The sequence below is a fragment of the Nitratidesulfovibrio sp. SRB-5 genome, from assembly GCF_019931275.1.
Classification (GTDB): Bacteria; Desulfobacterota; Desulfovibrionia; order Desulfovibrionales; family Desulfovibrionaceae; genus Cupidesulfovibrio.
The window spans coordinates 1,614,412-1,628,742 of sequence record NZ_JAIOTY010000001.1 but is presented as its reverse complement, the minus strand read 5'-3'; the positions used below and the strand labels follow the sequence as shown (position 1 = coordinate 1,628,742).

The 14,331-nt window shown below is 67.4% G+C and carries 11 protein-coding genes; 1 reads left to right on the top strand and 10 read right to left on the bottom strand.

The genetic code is table 11. The annotated features are described in order from the left end of the window. Position 1: 1 nt before the first annotated feature. The 10 genes from K6142_RS06635 to K6142_RS06590 form a co-directional block, all read right to left on the bottom strand. Complete coding sequence (locus tag K6142_RS06635) at positions 2 to 1,144, bottom strand: iron-containing alcohol dehydrogenase (RefSeq protein WP_190243436.1); 1,143 nt, start codon at positions 1,142 to 1,144, stop codon at positions 2 to 4. Positions 1,145 to 1,417: 273 nt separating this feature from the next. After that, positions 1,418 to 2,305 carry a hypothetical protein gene (locus tag K6142_RS06630; RefSeq protein WP_223380779.1) on the bottom strand — a complete coding sequence of 296 codons (888 nt, stop codon included), beginning with the start codon at positions 2,303 to 2,305 and terminating at the stop codon, positions 1,418 to 1,420. Between the two features lie 264 nt (positions 2,306 to 2,569). Further along, positions 2,570 to 3,058, bottom strand: coding sequence for a ferritin-like domain-containing protein (locus K6142_RS06625; RefSeq protein ID WP_190246095.1), 489 nt, complete (start codon positions 3,056 to 3,058; stop codon positions 2,570 to 2,572). Positions 3,059 to 3,295: 237 nt separating this feature from the next. Continuing rightward, positions 3,296 to 4,183, bottom strand: coding sequence for an FAD/NAD(P)-binding protein (locus K6142_RS06620; RefSeq protein ID WP_190246094.1), 888 nt, complete (start codon positions 4,181 to 4,183; stop codon positions 3,296 to 3,298). After that, the gene (locus K6142_RS06615) at positions 4,176 to 5,267 is read right to left on the bottom strand and encodes a 4Fe-4S dicluster domain-containing protein (RefSeq protein WP_223380778.1); all 1,092 of its coding nucleotides are present in this window, start codon (positions 5,265 to 5,267) and stop codon (positions 4,176 to 4,178) included. Before K6142_RS06615 ends, K6142_RS06620 begins: the two co-directional genes overlap by 8 nt. Next, positions 5,267 to 6,757, bottom strand: coding sequence for a hydrogenase iron-sulfur subunit (locus K6142_RS06610; RefSeq protein ID WP_190245779.1), 1,491 nt, complete (start codon positions 6,755 to 6,757; stop codon positions 5,267 to 5,269). Before K6142_RS06610 ends, K6142_RS06615 begins: the two co-directional genes overlap by 1 nt. After that, the gene (locus K6142_RS06605) at positions 6,745 to 8,703 is read right to left on the bottom strand and encodes a CoB--CoM heterodisulfide reductase iron-sulfur subunit A family protein (protein WP_190245778.1); all 1,959 of its coding nucleotides are present in this window, start codon (positions 8,701 to 8,703) and stop codon (positions 6,745 to 6,747) included. Before K6142_RS06605 ends, K6142_RS06610 begins: the two co-directional genes overlap by 13 nt. Beyond that, entirely contained in the window at positions 8,700 to 9,680 is a 981-nt protein-coding gene (locus tag K6142_RS06600) for a CoB--CoM heterodisulfide reductase iron-sulfur subunit B family protein (protein ID WP_190245777.1), read from the bottom strand. Before K6142_RS06600 ends, K6142_RS06605 begins: the two co-directional genes overlap by 4 nt. Then, positions 9,677 to 10,237, bottom strand: coding sequence for a 4Fe-4S dicluster domain-containing protein (locus K6142_RS06595; protein ID WP_012611473.1), 561 nt, complete (start codon positions 10,235 to 10,237; stop codon positions 9,677 to 9,679). The genes K6142_RS06600 and K6142_RS06595 overlap by 4 nt, the downstream gene beginning before the upstream one ends. 279 nt (positions 10,238 to 10,516) lie before the next feature. Continuing rightward, on the bottom strand, positions 10,517 to 11,698 hold the full coding sequence (locus K6142_RS06590) for an iron-containing alcohol dehydrogenase (protein ID WP_190245776.1): 1,182 nt from the start codon (positions 11,696 to 11,698) through the stop codon (positions 10,517 to 10,519). Positions 11,699 to 12,178: 480 nt separating this feature from the next. On the opposite strand from K6142_RS06590, the gene K6142_RS06585 reads away from it, so the two are divergent. Then, positions 12,179 to 14,326, top strand: a complete 2,148-nt coding sequence (locus tag K6142_RS06585) for a molybdopterin-dependent oxidoreductase (protein WP_411722696.1) — start codon at positions 12,179 to 12,181, stop codon at positions 14,324 to 14,326. Positions 14,327 to 14,331: the final 5 nt, after the last annotated feature.

Here is a 14,331-nt window from a genome sequence, read left to right as displayed (position 1 = left end):
GTCACCACGCCTCTTCGCAGATGGTCAGCAAGTCCTGCCAGGTGACCGCGCGCGGGTTGGTCAGGGTGCAGGCGTCGTGCACCGCCGTGCGGGCGATGGTTTCCAGCGCGGACCTGTCGGGCAGCAGTTGCCCCAGCCGCACCGGCACGCCCAGCCCGGCAAAGAACTCGCCCAGCCGCTCTATGCCCGCGCGGGCAATGCTTTCCGCGCTGGCCACTCGCGGCCCCACCACGATGCGCCCGATGGCCGCCAGCCGGTCCACGCTCACCGGCAGGTTGTAGCGCATCACGTGCGGCAGCAGCACCGGGTGCACCAGCCCGTGCAGCACGTCGAACATGCCCCCCAGCGAATGGGCCAGCGAATGGCCAATGCCGAGCCCCGCGTTGCTGAACGACATGCCCGCCGCCGTGCTGGCGATGCTGAGCTGCTCCAGCGCATGCGGGTCGCGCCGTTCCACTGCCGGCATCAGGTTGGCCATGATCAGTTCCATGGCGCGCAGGGCCTGATGGTCGGTGAACGGAGAGGCCAGCAGGGACAGGTACGATTCCACGGCGTGGGCAAAGGCGTCGATGGCCGAGGCGATGATCAGTTCCTCGCTCTTGGTCAGCAGCACCTGCGGGTCGATGATGGACACGTTGGGCACCAGCGAGCGGCTGATGATGGACATCTTCAGGCGGCGCTCCACGTCGGTGATGATGCAGAACTGCGAGATGTCCGACCCGCTGCCCGCCGTGGTGGGCAGAAAGATCATGGGCGGCAGGGGCCGCATGATCTTGTTGGCGCCCTCGTAGTCGCTGATGCGCCCGCCGTTGCCCACGATGGTGCCGATGCCCTTGGCCGTGTCCATGGGGCTTCCGCCGCCAAGGGCGATGACCACGTCGGCGCGTTCCTCGCGGTAGATCTGCGCGCCCTCGTGCACCTGATGGTCGCGCGGGTTGGAACTGCAATCGGCAAAGTACACCCATTCAAGGCCGTTGCCGCTCAGGATGTCCATGACCCGTTCCACCCAGCCGCTGGACTCCAGGCCCTTGTCGCTGACCAGCAGCACGCGCGAGGCGCCCAGCCTGCGGGCGCACGGCGCAAGATGGTCAAGGCTGCCATGTCCGAAGATGATCTCCGGAATGGCGAATTTGGTAATCCGCATGTGCTCCCTGCTCCCGAGGCCCGCGCCGTGCGGCGGGGCGTCGCCTGCCCTGCATGTCGTGTCTTGCCGTACCGGTTCACCGGGCTGGCATGCCCGCCGGGTTCGCCCGACGGGGCACCAGAAGGGCCTGCACCGGTGCTCCGGTAGCGGACCATGCACGGGCAAGCCCGCGCCGATCCGCATCGCCGCACGCAACGTCCCACAACGTCGCGCGCGGGGTTGCCGCCCATCCGCCCCACGACGGCCTGACGGCGATGCCACCCATTCATCCCGCTATGTCAGCAACCTGCACAGTTGCGGCATGTTCCCGTTGCCGCTCCCATGCGCCGCAGCATGCGGCCCGCCGGGGCGATGGCCCGGCTGGACGATCACGAGCCCGTCGGAACGGGTGACCATATCGCGGATATAACCACGCCGGGCGAATTCCTGCAACAGCGGCAGGATATCCCGGTTCTTTCCGCCCGGCACCATGGCCCGCAGGCGTTGCGGATCGATCAGGCAGGTTTCGCGCAGGGTCCAGGCCACGCCCAGCAGCCACTTGCCCAGACCGTCGCGGCCCAGCGCGGCCCGGTCCGCGATGAAGCGTACAGCACCCGGCGCTTCGCGCAGGGCCTCGAACGGCTCGGGGCCGAACTCGATGCGCAGGGTACCGGAGGCCTCGTCGCGCACCACGGCGGACACAAGCTGCATCCGCGCCGCAAACCGGCCATCGCCGCAGGCCATGCGGGCCTCGTGCAGGCGGTGCAGCCGCGCGGCAAAGCGTGCCGCCCCTGCCCTGCCCCCCAGCCCGGCCTGCCGGGCGGCTTCGTCCGCCGGGCAACGCAGCCGGGGGGCACGCCCGCCCTGGCGCAGGGCCAGCAGCAGGCAGGCCAGATAGACGTCCAGATCGCCCTGGTCCAGCCACGGCCCCTCGCAGGTGACGGCGGCGGAAAGCGCCAGCGGCGTCACGGGACGCAGGCAATGGCGCCCGGCGCGCAGGTAGGCGGCGGCGAACAGGTCGGATGCCAGGAACAGCGAGGGGATATGGTCCAGAAAGACGCGCTCGTCGGCAATGCTCCACGCGGGAACACCGCCGGACGTTGCCGGACGAAAGCCGGAGGCCGCCGGGGCCATGTCCGGATCGCCCAGGGAGGACGAATCGAAGGGGGACGATTGCAGCACCAAGGCCTCCCGTGCTGGCTGGGCGGCACGGGCGACAACGCGCCGTGCACACTGCCAGACTGTAACCACCGCCCGCGGGAGGCTGCGCGGGGCGGACATGCGACGCTGACCATGGAGATGACGGACGGCCGGGTGCCTCTTTCCGGCCGTCCGCCCCTCCATTGCGCCGGGCCACACCCGGTGCGGACCGGCCCCGCGCGCGCCGTTGCGTCAGTCGTTGCGCGCGGAACATGCATGCACTGGCGGCCGCCAGTGCGCAAAGGGCTATGCGTTCACTTGCGCCAGCATGGCGGTAAGGGCGCGCAGATGGGCGCGTTCTTCCGCAATGCAGGCATCCACCGCCGCCTTTTCCCCGGCGGGCACCAGTTCGCGCATTTCGGTGAAGAACAGCAGGGTGTCCTTCTCGAACTGGATGGCCATGCGCAAGGCGGCGGCGTGGTCGTCGGCGGCCCCCTTGAGCGCGGTCAGGGTACCGGCCTGGGTGAACAGCGCGTGCGAATCAAGCAGCGCGTGCAGATATTCCACGTACTCGGCGGCAATGCTCCACGCGGGCAGTTCCACGGGGCCGACGCGGTCGGCCATGGCGCGGAAGGTTGCCTCGTGCCTGGCCTCTTCGGCGGCAAGATGCTGGAACAGCGCCCTGACTTCCGGCTTGGTGGCCATGGCCACGGCCTGATTGTACACGTCCTGGCCGCGCTGCTCGATGCGGATGGCGGCGGCGGTGACGTCTGCGGCGTTGAAGAACTCGGCCATATGCTCTCCGTAGGTCCCCGCGCGGCACTTCCGCGCCAGGGGCTTGTGGACTTTCCGAAAGTACTCTCAGTGCTGGCGGGGAGCAGTTATCCCGTCTGCCCGCGCTCCCGCCCGCAAGGCAGGATTTTGTTCGCTGGCAAGGAAACCAAGCCCGCCAGGCGGGAGCATACTCTTCTCGTATTCGACCGCATGGCGGGCGCCGGTTGACGCAGCCAGCGGGCAAAAGCCAACTTGCGGTTAGAGTTCGTTGGGCAAGTCGCGCAACTCCGCATACGTAAACACCGGCCCGTCCATGCACACGTATTTCGTGCCGATGTTGCAGCGCCCGCAGATGCCGATGCCGCACTTCATGCGCCGTTCCAGCGTGGTGATGATCTGCTCGTCGGCGAAGTGCAGTTTCTTCAGCGCTTCCACCGTGAACTTGATCATGATGGGCGGGCCGCACAGCACGGCAACACTGTTGGCATTGGACGGGGCCAGGTCCAGCAGCACGTGGGGAATCAGCCCCGCACGGTGCGGCCAGTCTTCCGGGGCCTGGTCCACGGTCAGCGTGGTCTGCATGTCGGAGCGGCCCAGCCATTCCTGCACGTCGTCGCGGAAGGCCATGTCGCTCGGCGTACGCGCGCCGTACAGCAGCGTGATGTTGCCGTAGTCGGCCCGGTTGTCCAGCATGTACAGCAGCAGCGTGCGCAGCGGGGCCATGCCGATGCCCCCGCCCACGAACACTATGTCCTTGCCGCGCATGTCCTCGAACGGAAACCAGTTGCCCAGCGGGGCGCGCACGCCCACCTTGTCGCCGGGCTTCAGCCCGTGCAGGGCGGCGGTCACCTCACCCGCGCGCATGATGCTGAATTGCAGGTAGTCCATGCGGGTGGGCGGCGAGTTGATGACGAAGGTGGATTCGCCCACGCCGAACAGCGAAAGCTGGCCCACCTGGCCGGGGTTGAAGCGGAAGGACTCCATGCGCGCCGGGTCGTCGATGCGCACGCGCAGGGTCTTGATGGTCGGGGTTTCCTGCACGGTTTCCAGCACGGTGGCCACGTCGGGCAGGTAGGGGTTGTCGGTGAACCCCGTGCCCAGGGTGGTGGCGTGCGCGCCCGCTTGCGGGGTGATGGCGTCAGGCATTGGGGGTCTCCTCATTGGCTTCGGTGGCGCGCACCACCATCTCGCGGATGTCCACGGATACCGGGCAGCCGGTGATGCAGCGGCCGCAGCCGTTGCACGACACCACGCCCTCGTGCAGTTGCGGATAGTACGAGAACTTGTGGCCCACGCGGTTGCGCAGGCGCAGGGCCTTGCCCATGCGCGGGTTGTGGCCGCTGGCCTCGCGGGTGAACAACGAGGACATGCAGTTGTCCCAACTGCGCAGCCGCCTGCCGCGCATGCCGTCGCCGCCGTCGTTCTCGTCGGTGATGTTGAAGCAGTAGCAGGTGGGGCACAGGTAGGTGCACGCCCCGCAGGACAGGCACTTGTCCGACATGTCGCGCCAGAAGTCGCTGTCGCTGAAGCGTTCCAGCAGCCGCGCCGGCGTGGCGGACAGGTCCCGGGCCGGGCTTTGCGCGTCCAGCGCCGCCTGGGTGGCCGCATGCACGGCCTGGGCGGCGTCCGAACGGGCGGCGTCGGCCTCGGGCAGGTTGGCGGCTTCCAGCACGGCGCCGCCGCGCTCGGTGACGGCCACGGCCACGAAACCGGCGTCAGCGCCCTCGCCCACGGGGGTCAGCAGGATGTCCGAGCCGGTGGTGTCCGCCGGGCCGCAGCCGGTCCAGTGGCAGAAGCAGGTGGACCCGGCCTTGTTGCAGGCCAGGGTGACCACCACGGTGGCCTCGCGCCGGGCCGCGTAGTACGGGTCGCGGTGGGGGCCGTTCAGGTAGACCCGGTCGAAGATGTGGAAGCCGCGCGCGTCGCACGGGCGACCGCCGAAGATCAGCGCCGGTTCGATGTCCACGGTGGAATCCAGCCGCACGGTGGTGTGGCCGGGGTCGTTGGGGTCCTTTTCGCGGATGAAGGCGAACAGCCGCTCGCTCTGCGGAAAGATGACGCCCTTGGGCGGCACCGTGGCGCGGGCCAGCAGCGGTTCCTCGCCTTCCGCGCGGGGGCGGAAGACCACGGCGTCGCCTTCGCGGCGGGGTGCGTAGGTCACGCGGCCCCGAGCCATGTCGTCGAGGGCGCGGGCAAGTTCGCCGCGCGCGATGTATCGTGCGAAGCTCATCACAGCCCATGCTCCTTGATGTTCTTTTCTTCCACGGCAAAGGCCAGCAGCGGCGGCACCGCATTCACGTCAACGCCCGCGCGGTAGTCGAACAGGGTGCGCACCGAACGGTTCATCCACTGCTTGAGGGACAGCACCGGGATGTTCACCGGGCAGGCCCGCTGGCATTCACCGCATTCGGTGCAGCGCCCGGCCAGGTGCAGGGCATGGATGACCTGGAACTGCAACTTCTCGCGCACGTTGCCTTCCTGGGTGGTCCAGTGCGGGTCGCGGCTTTCGGCAATGCAGTGGTCGCGGCACACGCACATGGGGCACGCGTTGCGGCAGGCGTAGCAGCGCAGGCAGCGGTCCATCTGGGCGCGCCAGAAGCCGCGCCGCTGTTCCGGGGTCATGGCGTCCAGCACTTCAAGACTGGGCGGCGCGTCGGGCGCGGGGCCCGCCGGGGCGGAGGCGTTGCCCTCCACCACGTCGCCCAGCAGGGGCACCGGCGTGTCGCAGGTGCGGCACTTTTCCGCCACCACGTCGGCCAGCTTCAGACGCGCGGGGGCTTCTCCCTCAACGGTCAGGCCGTCGCCTTCCGCCGCCACCGCCGCAGGCGCCACGTCTGCGCACATCGCGCCATCCGCGTTACCCGCGTCCAGCGTTTTCTGCACGCGGGCCATGTCCACCACGCCCTCGCAGGCCATGCCGAACACCCGCACGTTGTCGGGCTCCACCAGCTTTTCCTGCAACAGCTCGATGACCGAGCGGCTGTCGCACCCCTTCACCACCACGCCCACCTTGCGGTTCTTGAACTGCGGCAGGTAGGTGGCCAGGTTGTGCACGTTCAGCGGGCCCCAGGTCAGCTTGTCCACGTCTTCCGGCTTGCGCATGAACAGCGGCGTGGCGTGCAGCGCGTCAAAGCCCTGCTGCCAGCCGATGACGCAGTCCAGTTCCGGCAGCGCCGCGCGAATCTTCTCGCGCAGTTGCTCCAGCGATGCGGCCAGCGTTCCCGCCGCCGGGTACGCAAGCGGGCGCAGCGGCGCGCGCGGGCTGTCGCCCCCCGCCGCCAGCGGCAGGTACGGAGCGGCTTCCTCTATGCGCGGGGCATGTCCCAGCTGGTGCACCTTTTCAACAAACGTGGAGACCACGTTCTTCCAGCGCTGCCCTTCCGACGCGGAAACCCAGGTGTACTGGAAGCGGTCCGGGTCGATGCCGAGGGCGGGCAGGAAGGTTTTCAGCGTTTCAAGGCGACGCCGGGCGTAGAAGTTGCCCTGGCTGTAGTGACAGTCGCGCGGGTGGCAGCCGGAAACCAGTACCCCGTCCGCGCCGCCCAGCAGCGCCTTGACCACGAACATGGGGTCCACGCGGCCGGAACAGGGCACGCGGATGATGCGCAGGTCCGTGGGCTGCGAGAATCGCCCGACCCCGGCGGTGTCGGCACCGCCGTACGAGCACCAGTTGCACAGGAACCCTACGACGCGGAGTTCCTTCCCCTTCAGGACAGGCATAGTGCGTTGACCTCCGCGAGGATCTGGTTGTCGGTGAAGTGCTGCAGCTGGATGGCCCCCTGCGGACAGGTGACCGTGCAGATGCCGCAGCCCTGGCACACCGTTTCAATGACGCGGGCCTTCATCTCGCCGCGCAGTTCCATCCATTCGATGGCCCCGTAGGGACAGGTGGTGATGCACTTGCCGCAGCCCACGCAGCGGCGCACGTCCACCTGCGAGATCTGCGGGTCGCTTTCCAGCCTGCCGCGCGAGAAAAGGCCCAGCACCTTGGCCGCCGCCGCACTGCCCTGCCCCACCGAGGACGGGATGTCCTTGGGGCCCTGGCACGCACCGGCAAGGTAGACCCCCGCGGTATTGGTTTCCACCGGACGCAGCTTGCAATGGCTTTCCATGAAGAAGCCGTAATTATCGTACGAGATGCGCAGCTTTTCGGCCAGTTGCGGCGCCCCGTGGGACGATTCCGCCCCCACGGCCAGCACCACCAGGTCGGCGGGCACCTCCACCTGTTCGCCGAGCAGCGTATCCACCCCGCGCACCAGGTACGTGTCGCCCTGCGGGACGATCATGGACACGCGGCCGCGCACGTACTGCACGCCGTACTCTTCCATGGCCCGGCGGGTGAATTCCTCGTACATCTTCCCGTTGGCGCGGATGTCCATGTAGAACACGTAGCTGCGCGAATCGGGGATGTGGTCCTTGGTCAGCACCGCCTGCTTGGCGGTGTACATGCAGCAGAAGCCGCTGCAGTACGGTCGGTCCACCGAACGGTCGCGCGAGCCCACGCACTGGATGAACACCACGGTCTTGGGCTCCTTGCCGTCCGACGGGCGCTTGACGTGCCCGCCCGTGGGGCCGGACGCCGACAGCAGCCGCTCGTACTGCAAGGAGGTGATAACGTCCGGGTAGCGCCCGCCGCCGTATTCCGCGTACTTGGTGTAGTCGAACAGGTCGTAGCCCGTGGCCGTGATGATGGCCCCCACTTCCTCGGTGACCACCTGGTCTTCCATGTCGTAGCGGATGGCCCCGGTGGGGCACACCTTGGCGCACACGCCGCACTTGCCCTTGACGAACTGGCGGCAGGACGCGGGATCGATGATGGCCTTCTTGGGGATGGCCTGCGGGAACGGAATGTTGATGGAAGTGGTGACGCCCACGTGCTCGTTGAACGCATCGGGCGACTTCCTGCTGGGGCACTTTTCCATGCACAGGCCGCAGCCGGTGCACAGTTCCCAGTCCACGTAGGTGGCCTTGCGCCGCACGTCCACCTTGAAGTTGCCCACGTAGCCGCCGATCTTCTCTACCTCGGCATGGGCGTACAGGCGGATGTTGGGGTGCTGCGACACGTCCACCATCTTGGGGCCAAGGATGCAGCTGGAACAGTCCACGGTGGGGAACGTCTTGTCCAGCTTGGCCATCTTGCCGCCGATGGTCGATTCGCGCTCCACCAGCACCACTTCGATGCCGCCGTCGGCGCAGTCCAGCGCCGCCTGGATGCCCGCCACCCCGCCGCCGATGACCAGCACGCGCTTGGTCACGTCGAACGACTTGGGGTACAGCGGGGCGTTCAGGCGCAGCTTTTCCACGGCCATGCGGACCAGCTCCGCAGCCTTGTTGCTGTTGGCCTCGCGGTCCTTCCCGATCCACGAGACATGCTCGCGGATGTTGGCCATTTCGAACATGTAGCGGTTCAGCCCGGCCCGTTCCACCGTGCGGCGGAAGGTGGGTTCGTGCATGCGCGGGGTGCACGAGGCAACCACCACGCCGTCCAGCGCATGTTCCCTGATGGCGTCCACGATGGCCGCCTGCCCCGGTTCGGAGCACGCGTACATGGTGTCGGAGGAAAAGACCACGTCGGGGTAGGCGCGGGCCACCTCGGCCACGCCGGGCACGTCCACGGTGCCGCCGATGTTGCTGCCGCAGTGGCAGACGAAAACACCTATTCTCATGCCCTGCCCCCTTCATTCACTGCGGCGGCCTGCCTGGCCTGCGCTGCCTTGGCAGCAGCCTTGGCTGCCTGCGCGGCCTCTTCGGCCTGCCGCGCCGCTACAACCTGCGCCGCGCGGCGGAAGGCGATGCCCGGGTCCACGCACAGCTGCTCCAGCCCCAGTTCCGCATCCGGCACGCCCAGGGCGCGCCCCAGCAACTGGGTGAAGTAGAACACCGGCATGTCCACGGCCTTGCCGCCGGGCCACTCCACCTGCGTCTGGCGCAGGTCCAGGTTCATCTGGCACAGCGGGCAGGCCACCACCACGGCGTGGGCGCCGGCATCGCGCGCCGCGCCCAGCAGCCGCCCGGAAAGCCGGGCCACGATGTCCCGCCGCGTGACGCCGTACGAGGCCCCGCAGCATTCCACCTTGTAGGGGAAGGGAACCACCTCGGCGCCCAGCGCCGTGAGCAGGTCGTCCATGGAGGTGGGGTTTTCCGGATCGTCGAAGCGCATGACATCCGCCGGGCGGGTCATGATGCAGCCGTAATAGGGGGCCACGCGCAGCCCGGCGAAGGGCTGGCGCACCTTGGCGCGGATGGCGTCCAGGCCCACGCGGGTCACCAGCGTTTCCAGCACCGACTGGACGTCGGGCAGGTCGGCCAGCTTGTCGGCGGATTCGTCCAGCAGGCGACCGACCTTGGCGCGAAAGCCGTCGTCGGCCATGCGGTGGCGGGCGGTCTTGAGGTTGGAAAGGCAGCTCGGACAGGGGGTGGCCACGGTGTCGCAGCCCGCGCGGGCCGCACCCACCAGATTGCGGGCCGACAACGCGCCCGACAGGGCGTGTTCCAGCGCGTGGGCCGGGGTGGAGCCGCAGCAGCTCCAGTCCGGAATTTCCGTCAGCTTCACGCCCAGCGCCGCGCAGGCGGCCCGGGTGGAGCGTTCGTACTCGCGCGAGGTGCCGAGCCCCGAACAGCCGGGGTAGTAGGCGAGATTCATCGCGTCCTTTCCTCCTCGTAGCGCTGGAAGATGCGGGCGATCTCGTCCCGGCCCTGAATGCCGTGCGGCATGGGAGAAAGTTTGCCCTTGGGCGCTATGCGCGGCAGAAGATCGATGTCGGTCCACACCCTGCCGGTGCGGGCCACGTAGTTGGCCACCACGCCCAGTTCGTAGACCCGGCCATGCTTGCGCACGGAAGCGAGAAAGGCGTCCCAGAAGGTGGTAACGCCCTTCTCGGCCACCCGGCCCTCGCGCCGGGCGATGTGGCGCAGAACGTCCATCACCCGCGCCACGTCGATGTTGTTGGGACAGCGGGTGGTGCAGCTGGAACAGGACAGGCACAGCCAGATGGAGCGGCTGTTCAGCACCTTGTCTTTCCGGCCCGCCTGCAGGTTGCGCATGATCTGGCTGACCTGGATGTCGTAGACGAATCCGCACGGACACCCCGCCGTACAGTTGCCGCACTGATAACAGTGCGTAAGATCCTGCCCGCTCTCCTCCATGACCGCATGGATGAAGTCGTCGTCGCGGACAGATTCAAGGTTGGTCACGTCCATGTCGTTTCCCGGCACGTTGCGGTTGCGCGCTCACGGATGCCGCCGCGGGAAGGGGAAGGAGCTCTCCTCCCCGCGACGGCTGAAAGCGCAAGTGGGGATAGTGTCACAAAACCGGTCGGGCCGATCTGGTCCGCCCCTTGTACTCAAGGAAGGGACCGGCGTGGGGGGCCTTCATGCGCCCGCGCGGAAATGATGGTGCATTTCGCGCGCGGGCCGGTCGCAGGTGGGGTTGCCCGCCGTCACCCTGAAAAGGACCACGCCCGGCTTTGTCTGTACCCCTTACATGGCCGCTTCGTAAATGGCCGCGACATCAGCATCGGTGGGACAGCGCGGATTGGTCAGGCCGCAGGCGTCCTTCTGGGCGTTCTTGGTCATGATGGCGATGTCCTTGGCCTTCACGTCCTTGCCGTAGCGCTTGCCAAGGGCCACCAGACCGGCGGGAATGCCCACGTCCGCCGACAGGCGCTTGATGGCGCAGATGGCCTTTTCCGCCGCGTCGCGCACCGAAAGGCCGCTGATGTTCTCGCCCATCAGTTCCGCGATGCGGGCAAAGCGGTCCAGCTTGGCGATGAGGTTGAACTGCGAGACGTGGGGCAGCAGGATGGCGTTGCATTCGCCATGCGGCAGGTCGTAGAAGCCGCCAAGCTGGTGGGCCATGGCGTGCACGTGGCCAAGGCTGGCGTTGTTGAAGGCCATGCCCGCCAGGTACTGGGCGAAGCACATCCGCTCGCGGGCCTCGATGTCGCGCCCGTTGGCCACGGCGCGGCGCAGGAAGGTGGCGATGAGCGTGATGGCCTGTTCGGCACAGGCATCGGTCATGGGGGTGGCGATGGTGGAAACGTAGGCTTCCACGGCGTGGGTCAGGGCGTCCATGCCGGTGGCGGCGGTCAGCGCCGGGGGCATGCCCATCATCAGCAGCGGGTCGTCCAGGGCGATGCTGGGGGTCACGCGCCAGTCAACGATGGCCATCTTCACCTTGCGGCTGGTGTCGGTGATGATGCAAAAGCGGGTCATTTCAGAGGCGGTGCCCGCCGTGGTGTTCACGGCCACGTAAGGCGGCATGGGCTTGGACGACTTGTCCACGCCTTCGAAGTCGTGAATCTTGCCGCCGTTGGCGATGACGAGGCCGATGCCCTTGCCGCAGTCGTGCGAGCTGCCGCCGCCAAGGGTAATCAGGCTGTCGCACTTGTTCTTCTTGTAGACTTCCACGCCCTTGTGGACGTTGTCATCGGTGGGGTTGGGGATGGTCTCGTCGTATACGGAGTAGGCCATCTTGGCGGCGTCCAGCAGGTCGGTGATCTGCTTCAGGATGCCCGCCTTGACGATGCCCATGTCGGTGACGATGAGCGGCTTGGACCCGCCGAGCGCCTTGATCTTCTCGGGGATGGCCTTGGAAGCACCGATGCCGATCAGGGTAACGCTGGGAATGAAGAACCCGTAGACCTGTTCCTGCACTGCCATGTCTGCCTACCTCGCTGAGTTGGGGTTAGCGACGTCATCGCGGGGCCCGTAATCCCCGCGAACACTCCTGCCCCCACTAAAGCAAGGACGGGGCCAAAGTCTCTTCTCCATACATTCCATTATACTGCATGATTTGCCGCCAGCACTGCTGGTGACAACTGGCCCTGTTGCGCGCGTCCCGCCCGCCCGCCGGGCACGATATGTCCTGCTTTCGTGCCTGTGCTCACCCGCCAGGCAAGGTCCGGCGCGGGCTGGCGGGGCGGGGGACAGAATGGGCCACCCCGCGGGCCAGGTTGGGTCGAAATGCTACATATGTCTAAAAAAGCACAATAAACACGCCAGACATGCGAATCGTGATCGTTTTCACGAAACCCTCTCGATTTTTCATGGTCACGCGTGTATCGGAATGCGTGTTCCTGTTACAAACGACACATGCACGGCTTCGCTTGCCTGTTGCGGACAAGCGCTGGTAGGCGGTGCATGCTCAACCAGATATCCAACGGCAGGCAAACACCGGAGGCAGCCATGGCAGGCAGGCAACAGGTGTACAGCGTATGCGGCATGTGCAGCGTGCGCTGTCCCATCGTGGTCGAGGTGGAGGACGGCAAGGCCGTTCGCATCGAGGGCAACCCCAAGTCGCCCCTCAAGGGGTCGCTCTGCGCGCGCGGCGCGGCGGGCATCGCCCTTGAAATGGATACGGAACGTCCCCAGCGCCCGCTGATCCGCGTGGGTGAACGCGGCGAAGGCACGTGGCGCGAAGCCTCGTGGGACGAGGCGCTGGACTACGTGGCCGGAAAACTGAAGGACATCACCGCAGCCCACGGCGGGCGCAGCGTGCTGTTTTCCGACCGGGGCGGCCCCTTCGTGGACCTGCACCAGGCGTTCATGCGCGGCCTTGGCTCGCCCAACTACTGCAACCACGACAGCGCCTGCGCGCGCAACGTGCAGCACGCCGCCAAATCGGTGATGGGCATCGGCCGCAAGGAAGTGGTCTACGACTACCGCAACTGCAAGCACCTGGTATTGCAGACCCGCAACATCCTTGAAGCCATCAACGTGGCCGAGGCCAACGCGGTGCTCGACGGCATGGAAAAGGGCTGCAAGCTCAGCGTGGTGGACATCCGCGCCACCTACACCGCGGGCAAGGCCGACAATTTCTACATGGTGCGCCCCGGCAGCGACCTGGCCTTCAACCTGGCCGTCATCCACGTGCTGATCAACGAGGGGCTGTACAACAAGCCCTACGTCGAAGCGCACGTGCAGGACCTGGATGCGCTGGCCCGGCACGTGGCCACCTGCACCCCCCAGTGGGCCGAAGGGGAAACCGGCGTGCCCGCCGCCGCCATCACCGCGCTGGCCCGCCAGCTGGCCGAGGCCGCGCCCAACGTCATCTGGCACCCCGGCTGGATGGTGGCCCGCTACGACGATTCGTTCCACGTCTGTCGCACCGCGTACATCATCAACGCCCTGCTCGGCTCCATCGGGGCCAAGGGCGGCCTGCCCATCGCCAACAAGCCCGGCGACGTGGGCCGCAAGGGCCTGAAGAAGCTGGTGGACCTGTACCCCGCCCCCGAAGAGAAGCGCGCCGACGGCGTGGGCTGGCGGCACACCCAGTTCGACGGCGGCCCCGGCCTGATCAACCTGGCCTACGACGCCATCGCCACCGGCGACCCGTACCCGGTCAAGGCATACATCTGCTACCGGCACGACCCGCTAATGGCCATGCCCGACGCCGAAGCCATGAAGCGCAAGTGGGAAGGGCTGGACCTTCTGGTCAGCGTGACCTTCTCGTGGTCGGACACGGCGTGGCATTCCGACGTGGTGCTGCCCCTGTCCACCTACCTTTCGCGCGAAAGCATCATCGCCTCCAAGGGCGGGCTGAAGCCGCAGTTCTTCGTGCGCAAGCGGGCCATGCAGCCCACGCTGGACACGAAGGCCGACTGGGAAATCCTGTGCGGCCTCGCCAGGCGGCTGGGCATGGACAAGCTGGCCTTCGACCGCATCGAGGACATCTGGGAATACCAGTTGCAGCCCACGGGCGTGACCATGGCCGACTTCGACGCCAAGGGCTTCGTGGAGCTGTGCGACGCGCCCAGGTACCGCGAGGACGCGGAGCTGAAGTTCGCCACCTCGTCCGGCAAGCTGGAAATGATCAGCCCCAAGTGGACCAAGGCCGGGGAACCCAGCCTGCGCCCCTACGCCGCGCCGCCCGCGCCGCCACAGGGCATGTTCCGCATCGCCTTCGGACGCACGGCGCTGCACACGCAGGGCCATACCGTGAACAATCCGCTGCTGGCCGAACAGATGCCCACCAACGTGGCCTGGATCAACACCGCAAGGGCCGCCGAACTGGGCATTGCCGACGGCGAGCTGCTGGAAGTGCTGGACGCGCGCGGCACTGCCGCCGGGCGCATCCGCGCCTTCGTCACCGACTTCGTCCACCCGGAGGCGCTGTTCATGGTGCACGGCTTCGGCCACCGGCTGCCGGTGGAATCGCGGGCGCGGGGCAAGGGCGTGGCCGACCAGGACCTGATGCCCGGAGGGCTGGAACGCTACGACCGGGCCGGGGGCGGCATCTCCATGCAGGAACACTTCGTCGCCGTGCGCAAGGCCGCGGCCAGGGCATAGGGGAC

Bases quoted from the DNA above. Each gene is read 5' to 3' on its own strand.
- K6142_RS06605 (WP_190245778.1), bottom strand. From the start codon at position 8,703: ATGAGAATAGGTGTTTTCGTCTGCCACTGCGGCAGCAACATCGGCGGC.
- K6142_RS06625 (WP_190246095.1), bottom strand. From the start codon at position 3,058: ATGGCCGAGTTCTTCAACGCCGCAGACGTCACCGCCGCCGCCATCCGC.
- K6142_RS06585 (WP_411722696.1), top strand. From the start codon at position 12,179: ATGCTCAACCAGATATCCAACGGCAGGCAAACACCGGAGGCAGCCATG.
- K6142_RS06590 (WP_190245776.1), bottom strand. From the start codon at position 11,698: ATGGCAGTGCAGGAACAGGTCTACGGGTTCTTCATTCCCAGCGTTACC.
- K6142_RS06610 (WP_190245779.1), bottom strand. From the start codon at position 6,757: ATGCCTGTCCTGAAGGGGAAGGAACTCCGCGTCGTAGGGTTCCTGTGC.
- K6142_RS06620 (WP_190246094.1), bottom strand. From the start codon at position 4,183: ATGCCTGACGCCATCACCCCGCAAGCGGGCGCGCACGCCACCACCCTG.
- K6142_RS06595 (WP_012611473.1), bottom strand. From the start codon at position 10,237: ATGGACGTGACCAACCTTGAATCTGTCCGCGACGACGACTTCATCCAT.
- K6142_RS06635 (WP_190243436.1), bottom strand. From the start codon at position 1,144: ATGCGGATTACCAAATTCGCCATTCCGGAGATCATCTTCGGACATGGC.
- K6142_RS06600 (WP_190245777.1), bottom strand. From the start codon at position 9,680: ATGAATCTCGCCTACTACCCCGGCTGTTCGGGGCTCGGCACCTCGCGC.
- K6142_RS06615 (WP_223380778.1), bottom strand. From the start codon at position 5,267: ATGAGCTTCGCACGATACATCGCGCGCGGCGAACTTGCCCGCGCCCTC.